General features: G+C 57.5%; 21 protein-coding genes and 7 pseudogenes. 15 read left to right on the top strand and 13 right to left on the bottom strand.

What is annotated here, in order from left to right; genetic code table 11:
- Window positions 1–190, top strand: a 190-nt coding sequence (locus DTW90_RS37340) for a hypothetical protein (protein ID WP_188080108.1), incomplete at its 5' end; no start/stop codon positions are given.
- A 300-nt stretch (window positions 191–490) separates the two neighbouring features.
- Here the strand turns inward: DTW90_RS37340 and DTW90_RS30900 are convergent.
- Together DTW90_RS30900 and DTW90_RS30905 are read right to left on the bottom strand one after the other, a co-directional pair.
- Window positions 491–1,738: a HipA domain-containing protein gene (locus DTW90_RS30900; RefSeq protein WP_149343358.1), complete on the bottom strand. Its 1,248-nt coding sequence runs from the start codon at window positions 1,736–1,738 to the stop codon at window positions 491–493.
- Window positions 1,731–2,066, bottom strand: a complete 336-nt coding sequence (locus tag DTW90_RS30905) for a helix-turn-helix transcriptional regulator (protein WP_132528377.1) — start codon at window positions 2,064–2,066, stop codon at window positions 1,731–1,733. Before DTW90_RS30905 ends, DTW90_RS30900 begins: the two co-directional genes overlap by 8 nt.
- A gap of 229 nt (window positions 2,067–2,295) precedes the next feature.
- Between DTW90_RS30905 and DTW90_RS30910 the strand changes: the two are divergent.
- Both DTW90_RS30910 and DTW90_RS30915 read left to right on the top strand, forming a co-directional pair.
- Window positions 2,296–3,030, top strand: a pseudogene (locus DTW90_RS30910) (hypothetical protein); the annotation flags it as partial.
- A pseudogene (locus DTW90_RS30915) lies at window positions 3,030–3,566 on the top strand (tyrosine-type recombinase/integrase); the annotation flags it as partial. The pseudogenes DTW90_RS30910 and DTW90_RS30915, both read left to right, overlap by 1 nt.
- 163 nt (window positions 3,567–3,729) lie before the next feature.
- Here the strand turns inward: DTW90_RS30915 and DTW90_RS30920 are convergent.
- Window positions 3,730–4,302, bottom strand: a complete 573-nt coding sequence (locus DTW90_RS30920) for a hypothetical protein (RefSeq protein ID WP_149343360.1) — start codon at window positions 4,300–4,302, stop codon at window positions 3,730–3,732.
- Window positions 4,303–4,436: 134 nt separating this feature from the next.
- On the opposite strand from DTW90_RS30920, the pseudogene DTW90_RS30925 reads away from it, so the two are divergent.
- The 4 genes and pseudogenes from DTW90_RS30925 to DTW90_RS30940 form a co-directional block, all read left to right on the top strand.
- A pseudogene (locus tag DTW90_RS30925) lies at window positions 4,437–4,780 on the top strand (integrase); the annotation flags it as partial.
- Between the two features lie 292 nt (window positions 4,781–5,072).
- Window positions 5,073–5,354 carry a type II toxin-antitoxin system ParD family antitoxin gene (locus DTW90_RS30930; protein ID WP_132528373.1) on the top strand — a complete coding sequence of 94 codons (282 nt, stop codon included), beginning with the start codon at window positions 5,073–5,075 and terminating at the stop codon, window positions 5,352–5,354.
- On the top strand, window positions 5,354–5,653 hold the full coding sequence (locus tag DTW90_RS30935; protein ID WP_132528372.1) for a type II toxin-antitoxin system RelE/ParE family toxin: 300 nt from the start codon (window positions 5,354–5,356) through the stop codon (window positions 5,651–5,653). Before DTW90_RS30930 ends, DTW90_RS30935 begins: the two co-directional genes overlap by 1 nt.
- A gap of 106 nt (window positions 5,654–5,759) precedes the next feature.
- Window positions 5,760–5,891 (top strand): annotated as a pseudogene (locus tag DTW90_RS30940) (integrase); the annotation flags it as partial.
- Window positions 5,892–6,023: 132 nt separating this feature from the next.
- On the opposite strand, the gene DTW90_RS30945 reads toward DTW90_RS30940, so the two are convergent.
- Window positions 6,024–6,680 carry a hypothetical protein gene (locus DTW90_RS30945; protein ID WP_149343364.1) on the bottom strand — a complete coding sequence of 219 codons (657 nt, stop codon included), beginning with the start codon at window positions 6,678–6,680 and terminating at the stop codon, window positions 6,024–6,026.
- A gap of 359 nt (window positions 6,681–7,039) precedes the next feature.
- Between DTW90_RS30945 and DTW90_RS30950 the strand changes: the two genes are divergently transcribed.
- Both DTW90_RS30950 and DTW90_RS30955 read left to right on the top strand, forming a co-directional pair.
- On the top strand, window positions 7,040–7,333 hold the full coding sequence (locus DTW90_RS30950; RefSeq protein WP_149343366.1) for a type II toxin-antitoxin system prevent-host-death family antitoxin: 294 nt from the start codon (window positions 7,040–7,042) through the stop codon (window positions 7,331–7,333).
- The gene (locus DTW90_RS30955) at window positions 7,330–7,707 is read left to right on the top strand and encodes a type II toxin-antitoxin system VapC family toxin (protein WP_149343368.1); all 378 of its coding nucleotides are present in this window, start codon (window positions 7,330–7,332) and stop codon (window positions 7,705–7,707) included. Before DTW90_RS30950 ends, DTW90_RS30955 begins: the two co-directional genes overlap by 4 nt.
- A gap of 805 nt (window positions 7,708–8,512) precedes the next feature.
- Here the strand turns inward: DTW90_RS30955 and DTW90_RS30960 are convergent.
- A complete protein-coding gene (locus DTW90_RS30960; RefSeq protein ID WP_149343370.1) occupies window positions 8,513–8,821 on the bottom strand; it encodes a hypothetical protein in 309 nt (102 codons plus the stop codon).
- Window positions 8,822–9,569: 748 nt separating this feature from the next.
- The gene (locus DTW90_RS37345) at window positions 9,570–9,740 is read right to left on the bottom strand and encodes a hypothetical protein (protein ID WP_188080109.1); all 171 of its coding nucleotides are present in this window, start codon (window positions 9,738–9,740) and stop codon (window positions 9,570–9,572) included.
- 246 nt (window positions 9,741–9,986) lie between these two features.
- Here DTW90_RS37345 and DTW90_RS37835 point away from each other — a divergent pair.
- Window positions 9,987–10,184, top strand: a pseudogene (locus DTW90_RS37835) (hypothetical protein); the annotation flags it as partial.
- Here DTW90_RS37835 and DTW90_RS30970 read toward each other — a convergent pair.
- The 3 genes from DTW90_RS30970 to DTW90_RS30980 are packed head-to-tail and all read right to left on the bottom strand — an operon-like array spanning window position 10,175 to window position 11,078.
- A complete protein-coding gene (locus DTW90_RS30970; RefSeq protein ID WP_188080110.1) occupies window positions 10,175–10,543 on the bottom strand; it encodes a hypothetical protein in 369 nt (122 codons plus the stop codon). The pseudogene DTW90_RS37835 and the gene DTW90_RS30970 sit on opposite strands and share 10 nt — an antisense overlap.
- 11 nt (window positions 10,544–10,554) lie before the next feature.
- Entirely contained in the window at window positions 10,555–10,785 is a 231-nt protein-coding gene (locus tag DTW90_RS30975) for a hypothetical protein (protein WP_149343374.1), read from the bottom strand.
- Window positions 10,786–10,796: 11 nt separating this feature from the next.
- Window positions 10,797–11,078, bottom strand: a complete 282-nt coding sequence (locus DTW90_RS30980; protein WP_149343376.1) for a hypothetical protein — start codon at window positions 11,076–11,078, stop codon at window positions 10,797–10,799.
- A gap of 206 nt (window positions 11,079–11,284) precedes the next feature.
- On the opposite strand from DTW90_RS30980, the gene DTW90_RS30985 reads away from it, so the two are divergent.
- Window positions 11,285–12,727 carry a DUF6880 family protein gene (locus DTW90_RS30985; RefSeq protein ID WP_149343378.1) on the top strand — a complete coding sequence of 481 codons (1,443 nt, stop codon included), beginning with the start codon at window positions 11,285–11,287 and terminating at the stop codon, window positions 12,725–12,727.
- A gap of 476 nt (window positions 12,728–13,203) precedes the next feature.
- Here the strand turns inward: DTW90_RS30985 and DTW90_RS30995 are convergent, their stop codons facing one another.
- On the bottom strand, window positions 13,204–15,000 hold the full coding sequence (locus DTW90_RS30995) for an SWIM zinc finger family protein (protein WP_348642671.1): 1,797 nt from the start codon (window positions 14,998–15,000) through the stop codon (window positions 13,204–13,206).
- A gap of 125 nt (window positions 15,001–15,125) precedes the next feature.
- Here DTW90_RS30995 and DTW90_RS31000 point away from each other — a divergent pair.
- Window positions 15,126–15,475: pseudogene (locus DTW90_RS31000) on the top strand (integrase); the annotation flags it as partial.
- Between the two features lie 126 nt (window positions 15,476–15,601).
- Here DTW90_RS31000 and DTW90_RS31005 read toward each other — a convergent pair.
- Window positions 15,602–15,748, bottom strand: a pseudogene (locus DTW90_RS31005) (IS256 family transposase); the annotation flags it as partial.
- 259 nt (window positions 15,749–16,007) lie between these two features.
- On the opposite strand from DTW90_RS31005, the gene DTW90_RS37350 reads away from it, so the two are divergent.
- Entirely contained in the window at window positions 16,008–16,331 is a 324-nt protein-coding gene (locus DTW90_RS37350; RefSeq protein ID WP_165928023.1) for a hypothetical protein, read from the top strand.
- A gap of 1,179 nt (window positions 16,332–17,510) precedes the next feature.
- A complete protein-coding gene (locus DTW90_RS31020; protein ID WP_132528362.1) occupies window positions 17,511–17,906 on the top strand; it encodes a DUF1236 domain-containing protein in 396 nt (131 codons plus the stop codon).
- Between the two features lie 169 nt (window positions 17,907–18,075).
- Here the strand turns inward: DTW90_RS31020 and DTW90_RS31025 are convergent, their stop codons facing one another.
- Together DTW90_RS31025 and DTW90_RS31030 are read right to left on the bottom strand one after the other, a co-directional pair.
- Window positions 18,076–18,414 (bottom strand): hypothetical protein, encoded by a 339-nt coding sequence (locus DTW90_RS31025; protein WP_132528361.1) that lies wholly within the window; start codon window positions 18,412–18,414, stop codon window positions 18,076–18,078.
- Between the two features lie 95 nt (window positions 18,415–18,509).
- Window positions 18,510–18,827, bottom strand: coding sequence for a hypothetical protein (locus DTW90_RS31030; RefSeq protein WP_132528360.1), 318 nt, complete (start codon window positions 18,825–18,827; stop codon window positions 18,510–18,512).
- A 118-nt stretch (window positions 18,828–18,945) separates the two neighbouring features.
- On the opposite strand from DTW90_RS31030, the gene DTW90_RS37355 reads away from it, so the two are divergent.
- On the top strand, window positions 18,946–19,095 hold the full coding sequence (locus DTW90_RS37355) for a hypothetical protein (RefSeq protein ID WP_165928022.1): 150 nt from the start codon (window positions 18,946–18,948) through the stop codon (window positions 19,093–19,095).
- Window positions 19,096–19,241 lie beyond the last annotated feature (146 nt).

Consider the following 19,241-nt stretch of genomic DNA (forward strand, 5'->3'; position numbering starts at 1 on the left):
TCATCTTGCCAATGCGATGGCGGCGGGAGGCATTGTGCTTGAAAGGCATTGTCACGAAGACCGGTTATTGCGATTGCCGATCACCTACGACAACGCCATTAACGATCCGCGCACCAACGCCGCGTTGCACGCTTTATCCGTCGATATGGCGCGAGGACGGCTGCCGCAGTCATTTCATCGTCTGGCGTGATCATATCGTATGGTGCGGGCGCTTCGAATACGGCAATGAAGAACCGTCCTATGATGGTCGCCTCGAAGCCAAGGTCATCGCCGCACTGGATGAGGCGACCTATCGTAGCGGCTCCGATATCGCCATCGATATCGATGAGATCCCGTGGGATGTTCTGAGGGTCTTGCGGCGACTAGTCCGGGCGGGATGGTCGAAGAAGGCGATAAGGACCGGCGAGGGCATTTTCGGCTTGCGGGTGGCTGACAGCAATGGCGTGGACTCGTTTGAAAATACCCGCTTAAATCTAGGCCGCTGCCTTCATTACAGTACAGACGCTCGCTTCAGGTCGTCATGCTCGAATGCACTGGCCATACGATTGATTTCGCTATTGCGCGCGCCAACCGCCTTGGCCGTATCTCGCCAGGTCGAGGTAACGGTCGCCACCTCCTTGATGATGGTTCGTCCTTGCGCAAGCGTGAGCGCAAAATATCCTGATGCAGCCTCCAGGAGATCGAGCGAGCAGGTGCCTTCGTCGAGATCGATATTGGTGGACAGCACCCGTGCCTTAAGATCGGTCGGAACGGGATTGAGATCGTAGGACGGCGACAACGACCAGCCCGCCTTTCCCAGCCACAGGAACCCGTGATTGCGCAGATGATCGTCGACATTGGAGATCAGCACGTTGAAGACTACCCGCCGATAAAGAGCGTGGGCGTCGGTCTTTCCTTGGGCGCCGTGCTCCGCGAGCGCATCGACAATTTCGGGATAACTGCCGCGCTCGCCGTCCCTGGCATTCATCATCGCCATTGCCGACAGAAACGGAATGCGAATGACGCCATTGCGGTCGAAGCGTCGAGACAACATGACGGCTTTTCCGGCCACTTCGATTAGTTCGTGCCTTGGGGTCACTATACCGGCCTGATCGGCGAGCCTAAGTGCGATCTCCTCCCAGGTCTCCATGCTGTATTCGTCGGTCTCCTTCGGAAACTTGGCGATGGAAAGATGGCCATGCTGATCGACAACTGAGGCTTTCGGTCGCGCGCCGCCCAGTGACGAACCCGGAGCGAAAATGAGCCGGAGGTCTTCGTCCGTCTCCTCGTCACGCAGAATGCGCTCGGTGATCTGCAGAAGCCGACCAAGCTCGATGACGGCGGGAACACCGTTCTGGATGGGAGCCTGGAAGACCTCCTCTCCGACCCGCCGGAATCGAAGCGCGCCTAGGCGGGTTTCGTCGGCAATACCCAGCAGGTAGTCGCTTTCGGCGAGGGTGCGAACAGCTCGCGCCTCGCGTTCCGCGCTGCGACGCTCCGCGCGTTGCATAAGCCGTCGCCCCCAGCTGTCAGGAGCAGAGTCTCCAATCGACCCGAACGTTGCCAATCCTGCCGGCGGAGCGAAGGCCCCGCGGGTCAATGCGAGCGCGGGTTCCAGCGAGAAGCGATCAGGATCCTTCAGCCAGGCATCGTCATACTCGAACAGTATAGTCTCAGACCCGCGGATGCGATTGCTCCTTGCAAGACCAATTCTACGAGTCTCTCCAGTAAGGTCGATATGAACCTCGAAGTCAGCCATCGCGAGACGATCCCGACGCTGGCTTCAAGCGAACGCGCTTTGGCAGATCTGCACGTGCAAGCGCCTGGCCAACACTGTCGTTGCTGATGTCAGCAACCTGGGCCAGCTCGTCGAGCAGCCCTAATGCCTGGAGGACGCCCGCGTAGATACCGATGCTGACATTCGTGTCGCCCGCCTCGATCTTTTGCAGCGTCGAGCGCGAGGTAAATGCTCGTTCCGCCACCACAGCCATCGGCAGCTTACGTCGACGACGAGCATCCTGGATATCCGCACCGAGCTTTCGCAAAGCTCGCCTGACGGCCGCCGATGGTTGATGTGGGGTAGGCATGTGAGACCTTCACGCTACAGAAATTGACATTATGTAGCACGAAGCTAACAATATTTCCAGTATGGTTTACCGCTCTGTCAGAAGAGTAGGCTGTGTGTGCGGGTGCTTCACCGGACCTTTGCGACAGCCGTTACCTGCCTACCTGTTCGTTCTGGACGTTACATTCTTTGTTAAAGGAGAGCTTTTAATTCCGCTCGCCCTCGGCATTGGGGCCGAAAGGAATATTAGCATGCCAAAACAAGATATTGCATCACGTCAGTTTCCACGAGAAATCTCCGAATATTGCGAAGTCCGTATCGCGCCGATCGCATCGAAGCGGGTCCTGGGAAATATCAAGCCCTACCTCGTCAGCCTGATCATCTATCGTAAGTCGCCGCCCTTGCTGAATGGCCGCATCAACTGGGCGGCCATCGCCGATGCCTGCGGGATCGGAGACGACTTGACGCCGGAATTGAAAAACCAGCTGCGCCCCGCTCTCGACGCCATCCTCCGATGGCTGCGCATGCCGCCCGTGGCGGAAGACGTTCGACCGTCCAAGTCGAAAACCAAATCGCCCAAACCCGTTCGTCGCGCGCCAGCGCGAACCGCATCCTCCACCCGCAAGCCCCAACGGCTGGGCAGCGACAATACGCCGCCTCAAGCCGCCCCAGCATCGCCAGGCCCGCAGCCAAAACCGATCCAGGAATTTCCCGAGCCGCTGTTTGATGCGGCGGATGATCCCGAGAGTTTTCAGGACGCGCTCGTCTACCAGATGCGCCGCTTCGGCGACAGTTACTGGCAGCTCTATCGCGCGATCATTCGTCTCGGGGAGACTTTCGACCACAAGACTCTGTTGTCATGGATTCAAGGTGAACGCGCACCGAGATCGATTGCCAGTTTCGATGTCCTCGCCCGTATTGAGCGGCGCTACCGACTGACGCCAGGATATTTCAAGGCTAAGCTTCCGCATCAGTCGCGCTCGCTCGGGACCGGGCGATCCTGATGGTCGCCTTTGCCTCCGGCGGCCGCAGGCGTAGTGAGATCGCCGGGTTACGCGTCGAGCAGCTATCTGTCGAAACGCCGATCGAGGTGGCCGACGGCCCTCCCCTCCCCTCTTTGGCTATCCATCTCGGCCGCACCAAGACGTCCACTGGGGAGCAGGACGAGGTCGTCTATCTGACCGGCCGGCCAATCGATGCGCTCAACGCATAGCTGATTGCCGCGAAAATCGATGCGGGCAGCGTGTTTCGAAAAATCGATCGCTGGGGCAATGTCTCCAGGCGCTCACTCGATCCGAGCGCCATCAACGACATCGTCAAGCGGCGGGCGGAGCTGGCCGGGTTGGAGGTCGGAGAGTTTTCGGCGCACGGCCTGCGGTCGGGATATTTGACCGAGGCCGCAAACCGCGGCATCCCGCTGCCCGAAGCCATGGAGCAATCTCGCCACCGCTCCGTGCAGCAGGCATCAAGCTACTATAACAACGCAACCCGAAGAAGCGGTCGAGCCGCTCGCATGCTTTAGCCGGAGTCCGGTCGAAGCATTCATTGATTGTTCCAACTTGGCATGAGTTGCTCCCAAGGCACCGAAGGTTTCGCCCACGATTTCGATCGAAGTTGGTCGTCGTCACGCCCTTTTTTCGATGTGTCACACCTCGCCTACCCCGAGGGGTCGAGCAGTCACACCGTCAAGGCGCTTCGGCGTCCAATACGAGATTGCGATCGTAGCTGATGGTTTCAAGCGCAACCGGGAAATCGAACTCGCAATGCCCTTGTTCGTATTGGCTCACGGCCTGCACGAGTTTCCCCGATGCTTTCGATACCCAGATGTTGATGCTTGCCATCCAGCCATTTCGTTCCCAATGGGCGGAATAGCGTAGCGTCGGTTCACCGTGCAGATCTTCGCTGTCCTGAAGTCGGCAGGCCGTAAAAACTGGACGACCAGTCTTTCCATCAATCGCCGTTTGAACGGGGACGGGGAAGGACCGCTTCCACAGACCATGCTCGATTTTGATAAAGGAATTGCGATCGATCATTTGCCATTCGAGGTGCAGTCTCGGATTTGCATTGGGGGCTACTTCGTAGATTTTGCTGACGAAGCTGTCGGAGCTGTGGAATGATTCATAGGCTCTGTTCACATCGTAGCAAGACTGATCCTCTGTAGCGATCTCCGAGGAACGAGTTGTTGGTTCATTGTTGAGCGCCGCATCTTCTATCGCCGGTCCCGAAACGGCGGCATTTTCCTTTTCACCACCATTCACTTGGGGTTTGGCGCGTGGCCCGTATCCTTTCGCTCGTTCGCAATAGTGTAGCTTCGTCGCTAGAGCGAACATTACTCAATAACGAAGCCTGGAAGACAGCGCCGTCGAATAGCCGCGGCAACTAGAACCGGGCCGCGCCGGCTACTGTGCGGCGGCGGTTGGCGTGCTTGTCGACTCTGACCAAATGGCGTGGCCTCGGCGGCCCTTTACCTCCCCCGCCCTGAAATCTGCCATTCGTCTGGCAGGCCGAGCCACCCTTCGACCGCGCCGCCGCAAGAGTACTAGGGCCGTCACCGCCGACGTGCTTGTTCGGCTCATTGCCACTTGCCCGCGCGGCAGCCTGCGTGACCTGGGCGACCAGGCGATCCTGATGGTCGCCTTCGGATCCCGTCGCCTGCGCAGCGAGATCGCATCGCTTCATCGAGAGCAGATCAGCTTGGATGAGCCGGTCGTTCTCAAGGATGGAACCAGCCTACCTTTCGCGACGTCGCAGAATACAGAGTTCTGCGATGGCGTAATTCCCCTGTTGGCGCATTCCGGCCGACCCAGAACATTCCGCTGATCTTGGAAGACCAAGCAGCTATCATCAGAGCGCAATCGATTCCGCAAAACCACGCCGATCGACAGGCGGGAATCGCAGCAGAAATATGGGCCGACGCATCTGATCCCTTCAGCGTCGTGCGGCAAAGAACACATTCGACACCAACATTTGAGTAGGATTCTATCCCATCGCGTGATATAAAATGTGCGGATCGATAGGAGTCCAGTCCATGCGTTCGACGCAACAATTAAGCATCACGTTGCCCTTGGAAATGGCCAATCTCGTTAAGCAGCGAGTCTCCAACGGCGACTATGTCTCGGAAAGTGAAGTCATTCGTGAAGGTCTCCGAGCTCTGCAGGAGCGCGAGAGCGCGGTAGAGCACTGGCTCCGCACAAACGTCGCTGACACCTACGACGCTTACAGAGCCGATCCTACCAAAGCACGGCCGATCGACGAAGCCTGGAAGCAGCTTGAGGCAGGTATGGATGACATCGACCAGGAAGAAGGTTGATGAATCGCTACCATATTCGCCTCACGCCAGAGGCGGAGTTGGATTTACTGCACATCTATCGCTTCGTCCGCAAGAAAGCCGCATCTAACACTGTCGCTCGCTCCTACATAGCTCGCATCAGAGCATTCATGGAGGAATTTGAGGCTTTTCCCCAGCGGGGTACGACCCGCGACCATATCAGGCCGGGTTTGCGCATTGTCGGTTTCGAACGCCGGGTTAGTATAGCATTTGTGGTTGAACCAACCGAAGTTGTTATTCTCCGTGTCCTTTATGCAGGACAAGAGTTCGAAGGCGGATAGGCATCGACGAATATCGATAGCATTTGATCAGGCTCCGCAAATCAGCCAAAAAAGGGCTTCAGGCAGGACCGAGATCCGTCCGGAATCGCCGATCTGGAGCACGTTCGTGACCAAGCCGGAAAAATCAAAGGATGCTCTCGAGCGCCGCGCCGAAGAACGCGGCACTATTGCCGCGGCTCTGCCCATCGAACGCCGCGACGCTATCGCCGAACTGCTCACCGACCAAGATGTCGAAACACAATGCCGTTCATCCATGTCAGTGAAGACAGGAGATCGAACAGATAATTGCCTGCTGGCGGCCACACGCCGCGCCAGCCAGCTGATGGCGAACGCGCGCAAATCTGCTGCCCTACGGCCACTCTGATTGGGTTCAAGCAGGCGATCGGCGCCACTGCATGATCACAGTGAGAGATACCGCCACGAATGCCAGAGTCACAGCAAGATCGGGAAGCAAACCCAACGGCCCCCAGTAAGAAACACCTCTGATCGCATACGACATTTCGAGACCTCCTGGCAGAAGCTCCGTCGGATAAAGGATCATTGGGGCCAATCTCGCCAATTGCAAAATCCCGAGCAAACATAGCGTCCACGGCAGAAATGTCGAAACAGGCCCGCGATCAGTGGCCTCCGGAACCCACAACAGCGAAACGACTATGAAAACAGATAGAAATAGCGTTGTCACCGCCGCCCATGGCGTGCCGAACCGCCCAAATAGTTCGGGTGCCTGCAAAACAACGCGAATGTTTCCAATAATGATAAGGCTGGCGAATACCATGTACCAACGGGGCAATTTCAACCACTGCAACCGGCGTACAGCCGTCCAGACAACGCAAAGTAACACAACAACGAGAGCGGGCAGAGCAATAAACAAGATGATAAGGAGGCCAACGTCGCCGCAGCCCCCTCCGAGATCCCCGTGACAGGCAAGATCTGCACCACCGACAACCGCCAAAGGAGACAAGATCATGAAGGCAAGCAGAAGTGCGCCGCACAGAAGAAGCCGGCGGCGGTAAATTGTTGCGGGCATCGGCGCCCTCCTTCTTCACCTGAAGCGAATGTCTGTTGAAAGTCGTTAAGTATCCAATTTCGAGTTTACTGCAGTGGTATTTTTACTTCCTTAAAGTTGTCTAAAATCACTGTCATTCAACGTGCCGGATCGGCTTAAGATTCTCTGTCATCACAAGACAATTCGTCAATGCGCAAAGATTTGTAAGCACGAGATCACTGGTTCATTTTTCGGCGAATCTCACCGCAGAATTTTTGGACCGTTCTCACGCCGGCCACGCAGAAGCGCCACCAAATTCGTTATCGGAAGCTATAGGTACAAGCTGGTTGTACGCGAAGATTGGCCATGCTATCGTCCGCAGATCAAGGCTGGAGACCGCGATGCCGCAGACACGCTACAAGATCAGCGAGGCGCGCAAAAATTTCGCCGAGGTGCTGGAACGCGCCAACCAGGGCGAGGAAATTGTCATCATGCGCGGCAACGAAGTCTATGCCCGTATCGGTCCCGGATCGCCTGGCAACAAGCGGCCATTCGGCTTACTGCGCCACCGCGCCTTGCCCGATGACCTCTTCGACGAAAAGGATCTTGCACAGGAAGCGATCGATGCCGGCGACGGGAATGACGACGTGGGCGTGTTTCAGGGCAAGCCTGCTGGCGATGGAAACCGCCCGTGAGGGTGCTCCTCGACAGCCATGCCGTCTATTGGTGGACGATCGGCAGTGACCGGCTTTCGGCGACCGCACGATCCCTCATCGAAGACAAGGGCAACATCGTCCTCGTCAGCGCCGTGACCTTCTACGAGCTCAACAACAAGATGCGCTTGAAGAAACTCGATCTCAAATCACAGGAACTGCGCGCCGCCGTCGCTGACAGCGGCTTGCAGACGCTGGCGATCACCGATCTTCATGCCGAATTGGCGGCCTCCTTTGATTGGGACCATCGTGATCCCTGGGATCGGATCCTTGCCGCGCAGACAAGGCTTGAGCATTGCGCCTTGGTCTCGACAGACGTGGTGTTCGACGCCGTGCTGCACGAGCGGATGTGGTGAGGACGCGGGATGAGAGTCACCGGCGTCACGGTCAATGCTCTTCTGCCGGGCGGGGCAACTTTAAGCGGAATGATCCCCGATAGCGTCTCTGCCGAAACGCGGTCCCAGTTGCTCGATCCCCAGATCATCGTCCCGCCATTGCTTTGGCTGGCGTCGTCTGATGCAGATGGGGTCACGGGTAAACGCATCGTCGCAACACAATGGTCGCAAACGGAGCCGCCAGCGGATCAGACTGGATGGTCATAGCTGCCTTTTATTGGTCGCGCACTCCTGGACCAGGAAGAACCGGCATCTGACAAAACCTGTTCCGTCGATGGCGACGGAATAGAGAGGTCATTCCAACGTCGCCCACGTTTTGGCGGCACGTCATCGCGAAAGCCGACTTCCTGTACGGCCCGCGCGATGCATCTGGAAACGACACCTCTGAGAAATCAACGTCAGTTGGGTGTTTGCCGTCCCGGACGACGTTCCGGCACGGTCGCGCGCGAATTGGAACGACGGCTAAAATCTTGATGACCAGCGCCAGCAAGCGGCGCAGGTTTAGACGTCGCCTGTCGGAAGGCCCCAGTCCCGCCGAATTCCGCCGGAATCTTGGAATTGCAGCATAAGCCGTCCAAGAATTTATCCGCACCTCCAGGGGATCATCTTCTCACTTCGCCCCGACATGGGGTGCTGATAGTTCCGGTCAGCCGGATCACGGATATCCGCTTACGGGCGTCTGAGGCGTGATGGAAACCAAGACTTGCTGCGACCCCCGATCGCCACACGGGCCATTGATCGCACATGTCCGAGTTGTAACTTTATGTTACTGTGCGATGGAGACCCGAGTTCCACTATCAGCGACGATACGCAGGGTTCGGATCAGGTCAGCGGCGTCAAGTAAAGCGGCGCTTATCTCGTTGGCTGGCTGGTGCTCAACGGTCGTCTCAACCGCCTCGAGCTGGAAAAGAGCATCATGCTGGGTGTTGCTGCTGGGTATTCCGACGGCGTTCCGCAAACCGCGTACCGTGATGACCGCTCTCTGCAGCAGCCGCCGTGTTTCGGTGGTTGTTAGCTTGTCGGTTTCATTGGCGGCGCGCACGAGTTCGGAAACAAAATCGGTTATTGGACTCATGGGCTTTCACATCTCAGCATTTTTTCAACGCCTACCACTCCGTGGGGAAACGTTCCGGAGTCGTCCGAGCTCTGCTGTTCGAGAATGCGGCATACCCGTCGGCCAAGATGGTCGAGGAAAGTTCCTTCCATCAGGCTCCGATAGGTCTGGAAGCCGGGACCAGCCACCTCGATCGTTTGGCTCGCTTCTTGTGCCCGACGCCCCAGGAGACTCAAGTTCTCCTGGAACTCCTCCCAGGCCCTTACCATGTCCCGGTTGCGACAGACAGTCATGCAAGAAGTCTCCAATGATGATCAACCGCCCTCATTGATCCTGTCGGCGGTGATTGGCCGGTTGATTGGCGTCGTCAAGCAGTCAAAGAGAAGGCCCCACCGAGGCAGGGCCAATTGGTGTCTGTGGGGAGCCGGGAGATTGGTTCCGCGACGATGATGCGATCATTTCATCTCTTGTTCGTTAACGTTGCGGAGCAGGAATTTGCTGGACCGATCAGACCTCAGGAATCAATCGCGGAAAACATGAACCTTGGACAACCGATCTGAAATCGGGGCTTGATCGCGACAATGGCAAGCGGCAGAGCGGTTTAGGGGTGGTGCCAGTCCTCTCGCGAGCTTCATCCGGCTTACCGGGCGCAGGCGCACTATCCAGTTCCACATAAGCTCCGGAGCTCAGCACGACGGACGACAATCGCACTCGGCTTCTCGGCATCGCGTAGTTGGTCGCAAGTCCGATGGCAATGTTTTCGGCGTTATCAGCGATGCTCGGTGACACCCGGCTCGAGGAAGTGCTCTCGTCGCTTGCTAAGGTTCCCCGATCGGGTCGCCGAGGTGGCAAAAGGCGTTTCGGTCAGCGCAGGCGATTGACCAGCATTGCCGAGATAGCTGACGATGATCGGCGTGATCTCGCAATTGAGCGACGCCACTGTGCTCCCCTCCAAACGCCTTTCCATCCCCGGCGATATCATCACTCGTTTCTTCAACACGCATAGGCCCTGAGGACGAAGCTCCTCCGCCAATGAAGCTTGCCGTGACAACGGGAGGTCCACCCACCCTGCCTCTGTCCCACTCTCGGGAGACCTATGGGCTTTTGGTATAAAATCGGCCTCGGAGAGATTATTGCTCGCCCATTTCCGCCGCAGACGCCTCAGGACGTCCATTTCGATGCGCTTATGCCCTACCGAGCCTCGCTTCTTAAGAAACGCGCTCAGGCACCTCGCATTTCATCTACGCATTCATTATTTGTACAAAGCACCCCAAAGGCGCTCGAGAAAACCATGGCAAAACGGCAAGTCGCCAATCCGTCGCCGGGCCCAAAACGTCTTATCGGCTACGCGCGTGTCTCGACCGATGACCAGGTTCATGACGCACCGGCTTGACTCGGATAGGAAATGGCTACAAGGCGATTTTCAGCGTCCCAGCTGTAGTTTCGTTGCCCATCGGAGAGCAGGTTGCCATTGACGTCGCAGCTGTATGGCTGGCCGGTTAAATCCGTCAGTTGGTTGAGGTTATTAAGGGCGGCGGCCTGGGCAGCTGGACTCGGTACGGCCACCGCTGCATCGCTGGTCTGCCTGACGCCGGTAATGAAATTCTCCGGCGTCATGTCGAACGCAAAGTTTGTGAACTGGCCTGCGGTCAATCCAGTGTTAGCGATTCCCGCCAGCCGCCGATCATGCGTGTTGTCCAGATAGCTCCCGGTCGTCTTCAGACTGGAGGTCGCCGGCAGCAACTGTCGGGCGGTCAGCTGCTGTGTCTGCCCCAGATACTAAGCTGAAACGCCCCGAGATCGCTTGAATGATTGTCTATGCGGCCGATCGCATCATAGTGCCATGTCTCGGCGCCACTGCCGGAAATCTGCCGGCTGATAGACCGGCCGAGCGGATCATACCCGTAGGAGATCGTATGGGAACAGGTGCTCACGCCGATGGCCGTGAAGAATTCCTGCGCGATGTCCGGCAAACGAGACAGCATCGGACCGCGGCTCAAGAGCTGGTATCACTCGAGCTATTTGGAGAGCGCCTGACGAGAAACATATCTTCGCCGTAGTGATGAAGCCGGGTGTGATGCCGTCGGCATAACCATCGCACCTGCAACGGCTCATCATACTGATCCTGATGGGCATCGACCGATACGACACCGCAGACCTCGCAGGTTTGCTTTTCGAGGTCGCCAGCTTTCACGGCCCGCTGCACAGCAAGATGAGCGACATACTTGCCTGGATTTGAACGGCGCCAATTCGCTTGTCGTGTATCGATGTTCAGCATCGGCACCTCCGTATGTGCGCGTTTCAATCTGTTTTTAACATATTGATAGCACGATCTGGCGCCAATGGGGACCGGAGAATAGCCGCAAGATAGGCGCTCGGCATCTCCTGTCGGGTGTGTGGTTTGTCGAAGAGATTGCCAGTCGGCGATAAAAATGATTCAAGGCGCCATCATCTCAACAGAAACGTCGAGACATCGGGGCGCCCATGGCTGCGAAAACGACCCTCAACGCAAAGAACCTCGAAGCGCTCGGCATACAACGCCTGGCCGAGCTGCTCATCGAGATTTCCACTGGCAATGCCACGCACAAACGCCGCCTGCGTCTCGAGCTTGCCGGCAATCATTCCAGCGCCGAGATCGCCCGCGAAGTGCGCAAGCGGCTTTCGAGCATCGGCCGCGCCCGCACTTTTATCGACTGGCGAAAAGTGAAGGCGACCAGGCTGGATCTTGAAACTCAGCGCAAATTGATTGTTGAGACCGTCGCGAAGGACGATCCGACTGAGGCATTCGAGCTCATCTGGCAATTTCTAGCGCTGGCAGAATCGATCTTTGCCCGCTCCGACGATGGTAGCGGCACTCTGATCCAGATCTTTCATCACGCCTGCACGGACGCGGGTGTCCTCGCCAAGGCAGCAGCGATCAATAAAGACGGGCTTGCCGAAAAGGTGTTCATGGCGTTTCAGAACAATGGTTATGGCCAGTTCGATAGTCTGATTACGGCGATGGCGCCGGCGCTAGATGGCGCGGGACTGGAAAGTCTGAAAGCGCTGTTCGTGGCATGGTCTAAGGAACCGCAGGAAAAGTTAGCGAAGAAGGACCGCAAGATCATTGGCTGGAGCAGCCAGGGAGAGATCTATGAGGATGAAGTTTTCGGCCGCCACAAGGAACGCACCACCAGCTACGCGCTGCAGGCAATCGCCGATGCCCAGGGTGATGTCGATGCCTATATCGCCCAGCAACCGGAAAAGACCCGAACAGCGCCTACCGTGGCTGCCGAGATCGCCAAACGTCTGATTTCGGCAGGACGAGCTAAGGAGGCCCTCAAGGCACTCGATAGTGTCGATACCAAAAGGCACAACGAAGTTCCCTTTGAATGGCAGCTTGCGCGCGTCGAAGCATTGGAGGCGCTGGAGCGGGAAGACGAAGCCCAGGCGTTCCGGTGGCAGTGCTTCGAACAGTCGCTGAATGATGAACACCTCCGCGCCTATCTCAAACGCCTACCCGACTTCGACGATCTGGACGCTGAGGAAAGGGCATTCGCATACGCGCAACGCTTCGCAAACGTTCACCATGCTCTATATTTCTTCCTGCGTTGGCCCTCAGGCACTGAGGCGGCAAAGCTCGTGATGAAACGGCATATCGAGCTCGATGGCAATTATTACGAACTGATGACGCCGGCGGCAGAGGAGCTGTCGGAAAAACATCCGCTTGCCGCGACGCTGGTCTTACGGGCCATGATCGACTTCACGCTGGAGAGCGCAAGATCGAGCCGCTACAAGCATGCCGCACGGCATCTTTCAGAATGCCGGTCGCTGGCGAAGCAGGTCCATGATTTCGGTTCGATCAGCACGCACGAAACCTATCTCGCGAACCTGCGGCGCGTCCACGGTCGCAAATCAGGCTTTTGGGGCCTGCTGCCAACTCCCTGAAAAGGGGTTAGGGCGTCAGTCAAATTGCCTCACCATTTCTGCGGCGAAGTCAACGCATTGCTTGTCTGAACAACGATACCGAAATAGGGCCGAAAATCCACGGCAAAGTCGTCGAAGCGTGTATCCTGCCGAGAAAACCCTCAAGCTGCTGGTCGGGCGCCGTGCGATAGCCCGCCTCTCGCAAACGGAGGCATAGCCCTTCCAAATCGTCGATGAGCAAGGCGGAATGCGCGTTTCTTGCCGGGGTGAAATTCGGGTCGATGCCAAGATGAATTTTCACGCTTGAGCTTTCGAACCAATAGCCTCCACGGGAAGCCAGCTGCGCAGGCTTCGTCGTTTCTGAAAGTCCCAGCAATTCGCTGTAGAACGTTCGCCTTGCCTTCCTGCCCAGTTGGCATCGCCAGTTGGATATGATCAAATCCAGGGATGGTCACGTTCGTTCTGCCCGATAAATGGCGTGTCTGACGGCGTCCGCATTAGCGTCTCGGTCGAAGCGCCTCAAGCAGAGGACGTAGCTTGTGCTTGCGCCGATGCCGTTCGATCAAGAGGTTGATCTGTGTCATCCAATCGTCGAACCGATTGGCGGCATCATAGGCGCGTGCAGCCATTTCGAGCCACCTTGCGGCCAGGTCGTAGTGCGCCGATCGGCCGGCTTCCATGATGCCGGCAGCCATACGCCCGGCAATCTCTATCACCCAATCGGAATGGCTGGCGTGCGCAGCGTCAGCTAGCTGCATGAGAACTGCGTCGGACGGATTGTCGATCATGTTCGTCAGATCGACGGATTGTACCGCTTCATCGACCATGCCCTCGCCGAGATATATCTCAGTACGGTCACGAGCGTATTTCGCAGCCGCCAGACTTGCGAGAAGGTGGGACCGAAACGTGCTCCATTCCGCCCCTGCCAGGGCCGCGGTCGCCCTGAAATCCTCAAGCGACAAGCTGCGCTCAAAGGCTGCGCGCGCCGCATAAAAGGCAAGTGAACGCCTCCCCGACAGATCAGCAATGTCGCGCAACCAGCGCGCTAGGGTGACCGTTCCATACGAGGCTACGTCATCGGATCTCAGCGTCAGCCACCATTCGGCGATATCCAGCGCAGCGTCAATCTGTGATGCTTGCTTCAACAGCCGCGCAAACTCGAGCACCTCTTCGGCAGATCGGAATTTATTGCGTGCATGGTCTTGGGCATCCGCAATGCGTCCGAGCCGGATCAGCATCATAGCATGGTCACCATGGCGCCCAGCGGCGCTGGCAAGGTTGAGGAACGCCTCTGTATCTCCCTTTATATCGAGAACGCGCAGACGCGCCTCGGTCAACCGCGCCGTTGTCCAATCGCCACCGCCAGAAAGCGGCCAGGAGCGCGCCCGCCCGGCAAGAACATCCTGGAGACCCATCTCGTCCCAACCTTGATCAAGCGCGTCGATGGCAACCTGCAGATGTTCTTCGAGACCGTATTCGTAGAGCATGCCCTGCCACACATCTATCCGCATCATCAGCTCGTCACACTCTGCCGGGAGTAGATCGCTCATCAAAACTGCCTCGGCAATCATCTGCCCAAGCACGGGAAAGAACGCATGCAGCGTCTCGTCCCAGTCCGCCCGTTCGCGCCATACCGGCACGAGCGTCTCGGTCACCGCCTCGAGGATATTTAACGCATTGCGTCCGTCGCCCGCTTCGAGAAACGGCTTTGCCCTGTCGATCAGCGATCCGAAGGCTTCTTCGTCGACAATAATTTCATCATCACTCCGGCGGACCTTGGGAGAACCTCGCCCGGACAGCAGTGCCTTTGCCTGTCGCCTGATCGGTTCAGGATCAACGGCAGCTCGTTGTGCGCCCATTAGTCCGTCACCCGATTGACCGGTTGCCAGTTCCGTTTCGAGCCACGGTATGAACGCCGTATCTTCCTTGGCCCGCTTGACCAGCAGCTCAACCAGGGCTTCACGATCGAGTCCTTCCAGCATACCGGCGACGGAGGGTTTTTGTGTAATCGCGTCTGGAGCCGCGATATATTTGAGCAACACGGCGACGACGTGCTTGCAGGCACCGCCCCAGTCGTAGTGACAGGAGCACTGTGTGGCGGCCACGTTGTTATCAAGAAGTTCGACCGTGACGACATACGGCGTGTATTCGCTGCCTTCGACTTCGGCGATCAACTCGTCGCCGCGGCGTTCGAGCGCTAAAACGGCGCCATGCCGAACGTAGTCCCTGCCGCGCGCGAAAGACTCAGCCGTTGCCAAGGCGCGCACCGCGTTTTCATCGAGAGCCGTGTCCATCACTCGTCCCTTTGCTCCTCAAACGCGTCGCCGCTCCTATCGTAATCGAGACCTAATTCAGTAACCGACCCATAATTAACAAGAGCGCTGTCCCGACGAAATAGTCCAACATCATTCAACGCTCCGTCTATCTGACCGGACTGCCGGTCGGGGCCTCAACCGCTGGATGGCGGCCGCGAAGATCGACAAAGGCAGCGTGATCGGAAGGATCGCACGCTGGGGCACGGTTTCGAAGCGGGCACTCGATCCGCGGTCGGGCAATGCAATCCTGAATCAGCGGGAGAAGATGGCGGGGTTGGGGCCGGAGGAGTTTTCTGCGCACGGGCTGCGGCCTGGACATATCATTGAGGCCGCCAATCGCGGCATTCCACTGCCCGAGGTAATGGAGCAATCGCGTCATCGTTCCGTTCAGCAGGCTTCCAGTTATTACAACAATGCGACACGGCGTAGCGATCGGGCTGCCACCCTGCTATGAGGATAGTACGTGACTGATAACGTTGACTTATCTGGCGTTCTTCACGTTACAAAGAGATGCCCAGCTCCAGACCCTGGTATATTTCTTCCGGACCCCGACCCGCTCCATTCGTTACGTCGCAACCGGGGTCTTCTGGCCATAAGCGGCGCCGGTCGAAGCACCCACCTCCATCTCCATTAGTCGCTCGGCGGCGAAATCGATCGTCTCACGCAAAATATCGGCGTCGGGGGTCTTCTCTACGAGCGTGCGCAGGTTCATCATCACATCGGTCATCGGTGGTTCCTCCAATCAGGTTGGTGTGAGCAACCCGACTGTACCGGAGAACTTCGATGACCGCCGCTTCGGCGCGATTGAAAGCGCGCTCCCGAGCGGCTTCGTTACCGCCAAACTACACCACTCGGCAGGACACGACCCTCCTCCACTGCAAACGCACTGGTTAAATTCTCTGTCGCCTGCCGCGGGTTATCGCCGAATGGCCGTTTTTGTCTGGCAGGCATCCGCCGAAAGAGCCGCCCGCATGAAAGAATTCTCGATGACCACCTTTAATCCGATGGACCCTGTACACGCAGCAGCAAGAGCCTTCAGAGACGCTGTGAACGCGATATTTGACGCGAGGTTTGGCCTCCAGCCTGATCAATTCCATCGGCACGCCAATCGCTTGAAGAGACGCGCGATCGACCGGATGCGGGAAGAGTTGGCGCAAAGTCACGAGACGATAGACGGAATTCATAGCGCCGCCTTTCAGCTTGTTAACGGCGAAGCCAACGCAGATCCGGTCGCTCGCCAGAAGCTCGAGAACGCGCTGGTCGGTGCCGTCGAACTCGCTTTGATCGAGGATGGCCTTACGACCAGATGACCGCTCGCCCCTTCGCAACGTCAGATTTTGCATCAAAGGCTATTTTCGGCGCCTTGCTGAATGGAGAACCAAGTTGGGCAGCAGAAAAGCGGCCGCAGAAATACTCACCGGTCATTCTCTACGTCGTGATCGATCGGCGGAGATTAGATCGCTGCCCCTTGCAATCAATCTCGCAAGCTTCCCACAGCCTTTCGATCGGGCCTCCCGCAGTTGCCAATCATGAAGGGCCACGCGAGGAGTTTCATTGTATAGCCGAGGCATCCGCCACGTATCTCGGCATCATGCATGGGCGGCGGGGTCCACCAGCCAAGGGTTGGTACGTGTTGTCCGTGGACCGATACGATTTATAGCGACTGCTGCACCAGCCAGTTATCCCAGATTGAACCGAAGCTGTTGTTGTGTTCGACTGCACCGTCTCATCCGGGTCTGCGCAAGATCGGAGGGCTCCGTGGAACGATCGATACGTGTTCGTTTCGGGGTTAAAGGATCGATACCGGTTTGCGCACCGAGCGACGTGCTGCGCTGACAGCGTGATTATCTTTCCTCCCGCCCCGGGTCCCGCCACATCCTTATTGACCGCCGCCGGCAGCGGCGACGGTGAGGCTTGAGCGTAAGTCGAATCGTCAGGCGGAAGGCGTTCCAAGCGCTGGGATGCCCGCTCGATGCGCACCGGCACCGATGTCCAAAGTGGCGGGGCGGAGAGATTGGCGGTCGGGTGAGGATGCTCAACCACGATGAACGTGCTGGCGAGTTTCATCACGACAATGGCAGTTCCAACTACACCTGCCGCCAAGAATGCCATCAACGCCAGCGTCTTCATTCCGTGATCCCCTCCAGTGACAATCTTTCGAAACTGCGCCAACAAACGAGGAGCGGCGCGGTTCGTTCCCTGGCTCGGACTAAGGTCTGAACGAAACCGTGCGCCTGATTTGAAGGACTATGTGAGCGAAGAGTGCCACCGACCGGGGGAGAATCGGCATCTTTCGCGGCAGTTCTGACGATATCACCGCAATATACGCGGTCGCTAACCGTCAGCAGATTGAACGCGGACGCGCGTTATCCAGGCTGACGGGACTAAAGTCCGTATGCTGGAACCGATGTTGCGAAAACGCATTTCCCTCGCAGATCCGATCCCCACGCCGCTCCGGCGCTGGAATCGGACAAATAGGGAGAGAAGTCATGAACTCGAAAATTCTCATCGTTGTGGCCGCCGCCGGTAGCCTTCTAACCGGATCGGCCTTCGCTGCAAACTCGACCGTGACCGGCGCTGCCGGCGGCGCCGTAACGGGTGCTGTCGTTGGCGGCCCTGTCGGTGCCGCTGTCGGCGGTGTTGCAGGCGCCGTCATCGGCACTGCGCTCGCCCCGCCGGAACGGGTTGTCACCTACGTTCAGCAGCAGCCGATGCCTGCTGAAGACGTCGTTGTGCAGGACAAGATCGTCGTCGGCCACGAACTACCGGAATCGGTGGTTGTTACTCCGGTTCCTGACGATCCGTCCTTTGCCTATGCCGTGGTCAACCACCAACGCGTGATTGTGCAGCCGAAGACCCGCAAGGTCGTTCAGATTGTCGAGTGACGACTATGGAGGGGCCCTAGGGCCCCTCCTTCCTGTTCATGGGTGAATAGGTGCGGCGGGCGGCCACCTCTTCCGCCAAAACCTATTGAATTTGCTTGGTTTTTTGGATTTTTTTGTGTTGAAAATACCCGTTATCATGCCGGGTATTTTGCGGGCTTTGGCCCCAAGGCTACACCTTACATCCCTTGGCGTGCTGTTGATTCTGGATGGCCTGAACCTTTCCCTTCTCCACAGCGATATCTCCCGCCTTGTCGGCGCCGGTAAGACTAGAAACTGGCACACCAATCATGAACACGCCGAAGGCATCACCATTTGCTGCATTGTTCTGATCCTTCGACAGCGAGTCGAGCTTTGACTGTTCGGTCTTGAGGTTCGCGGCGAGCGCCGGACATCCATCGTTCTGGTACGCGGCCATAGGAATGTCGGCTGGCTCAATGGCGCCAGGTCGTTTTGCGCAAGAGGCAAGCGAAAGAAGGATAATAGCGGCGGTAAGCAATCTGCGATTCATAGTTGTCCCCAGCGTTGATGCTCGGAAACTAGCTTCAACTATTGCGGCAACGGAAGTGGCAGAAAGGCAACCAAACAAGATAATTGGTTATCGGGCTAAACGGCTCGCCCTGCGGTGTTATTTCGCCTGCTCTTCCCCCACGCCTCAGGGCGCTCCCTGCCGCGCGGTAAGCCGATCGCTCCGCCCGTCGGCATGCCCATCCAGTTGTTGTAGAACAGCCGAACAAGAGGCACCGGGCGCCCTCCGTGGAACTCATCGACCTCGGGCCACCCGGGCACCTTAACGAGCGCCGGCATGCGTTCCTTAACCCACTTGGCGGCGCGCTCCTTGCCGACAATCGCTTCAGCTATTTCAAGGTCGGTAGCGAAGAGCGGCAGGTGGTCGAATGGAGATGCGGACGATACTTGTGCCATAAATTCGACAATAAGCCTTTGATTTCATTAATTTCAGCTTATCGAGCTTAACCATCCTCGACAAGCAAACCTTAACCGGACCGGCGCAAGTTTCCTCCAACTAGAAAAGGAGGCCGACATGACGTACGGCATCATCTTCGTATCGGCACTGACGGCGCTGGTATTTGCCATTGCGGTAGTCGAAAAGGATCCACCAAGTGAAGCGGTGGCGACTCACGGCTGGTCACAGGACAGTCGAGCTCCCATCACCAAACACACAGCCGAATAGAGAAACCGCCGGCTGGTGAGGCCGACGGCGCCTGTTATCGATCTCTTGAAGGCGACTTGAGCTCCTCGCAACGCAACTGGTCACTGCCTGACAGGAACCGCCGTCGATTTCCCATCCTCATATCTTTATGCCGAGGACAGGTACCG

Source organism: Neorhizobium sp. P12A (assembly GCF_008365395.1).
Taxonomy (GTDB): Bacteria; Pseudomonadota; Alphaproteobacteria; order Rhizobiales; family Rhizobiaceae; genus Rhizobium.

Excerpts from the sequence above, each read along its gene's own strand:
- DTW90_RS30945 (WP_149343364.1), bottom strand. The coding sequence starts at position 6,680 with ATGCCCGCAACAATTTACCGCCGCCGGCTTCTTCTGTGCGGCGCACTT.
- DTW90_RS30950 (WP_149343366.1), top strand. The coding sequence starts at position 7,040 with ATGCCGCAGACACGCTACAAGATCAGCGAGGCGCGCAAAAATTTCGCC.
- DTW90_RS31030 (WP_132528360.1), bottom strand. The coding sequence starts at position 18,827 with ATGGCACAAGTATCGTCCGCATCTCCATTCGACCACCTGCCGCTCTTC.
- DTW90_RS30985 (WP_149343378.1), top strand. The coding sequence starts at position 11,285 with ATGGCTGCGAAAACGACCCTCAACGCAAAGAACCTCGAAGCGCTCGGC.
- DTW90_RS30995 (WP_348642671.1), bottom strand. The coding sequence starts at position 15,000 with ATGGACACGGCTCTCGATGAAAACGCGGTGCGCGCCTTGGCAACGGCT.
- DTW90_RS30905 (WP_132528377.1), bottom strand. The coding sequence starts at position 2,066 with ATGCCTACCCCACATCAACCATCGGCGGCCGTCAGGCGAGCTTTGCGA.
- DTW90_RS30980 (WP_149343376.1), bottom strand. The coding sequence starts at position 11,078 with ATGCTGAACATCGATACACGACAAGCGAATTGGCGCCGTTCAAATCCA.
- DTW90_RS31025 (WP_132528361.1), bottom strand. The coding sequence starts at position 18,414 with ATGAATCGCAGATTGCTTACCGCCGCTATTATCCTTCTTTCGCTTGCC.
- DTW90_RS30930 (WP_132528373.1), top strand. The coding sequence starts at position 5,073 with ATGCGTTCGACGCAACAATTAAGCATCACGTTGCCCTTGGAAATGGCC.
- DTW90_RS30935 (WP_132528372.1), top strand. The coding sequence starts at position 5,354 with ATGAATCGCTACCATATTCGCCTCACGCCAGAGGCGGAGTTGGATTTA.
- DTW90_RS37355 (WP_165928022.1), top strand. The coding sequence starts at position 18,946 with ATGACGTACGGCATCATCTTCGTATCGGCACTGACGGCGCTGGTATTT.
- DTW90_RS31020 (WP_132528362.1), top strand. The coding sequence starts at position 17,511 with ATGAACTCGAAAATTCTCATCGTTGTGGCCGCCGCCGGTAGCCTTCTA.
- DTW90_RS30960 (WP_149343370.1), bottom strand. The coding sequence starts at position 8,821 with ATGAGTCCAATAACCGATTTTGTTTCCGAACTCGTGCGCGCCGCCAAT.
- DTW90_RS37350 (WP_165928023.1), top strand. The coding sequence starts at position 16,008 with ATGACCACCTTTAATCCGATGGACCCTGTACACGCAGCAGCAAGAGCC.
- DTW90_RS30900 (WP_149343358.1), bottom strand. The coding sequence starts at position 1,738 with ATGGCTGACTTCGAGGTTCATATCGACCTTACTGGAGAGACTCGTAGA.
- DTW90_RS30975 (WP_149343374.1), bottom strand. The coding sequence starts at position 10,785 with ATGCTGTCTCGTTTGCCGGACATCGCGCAGGAATTCTTCACGGCCATC.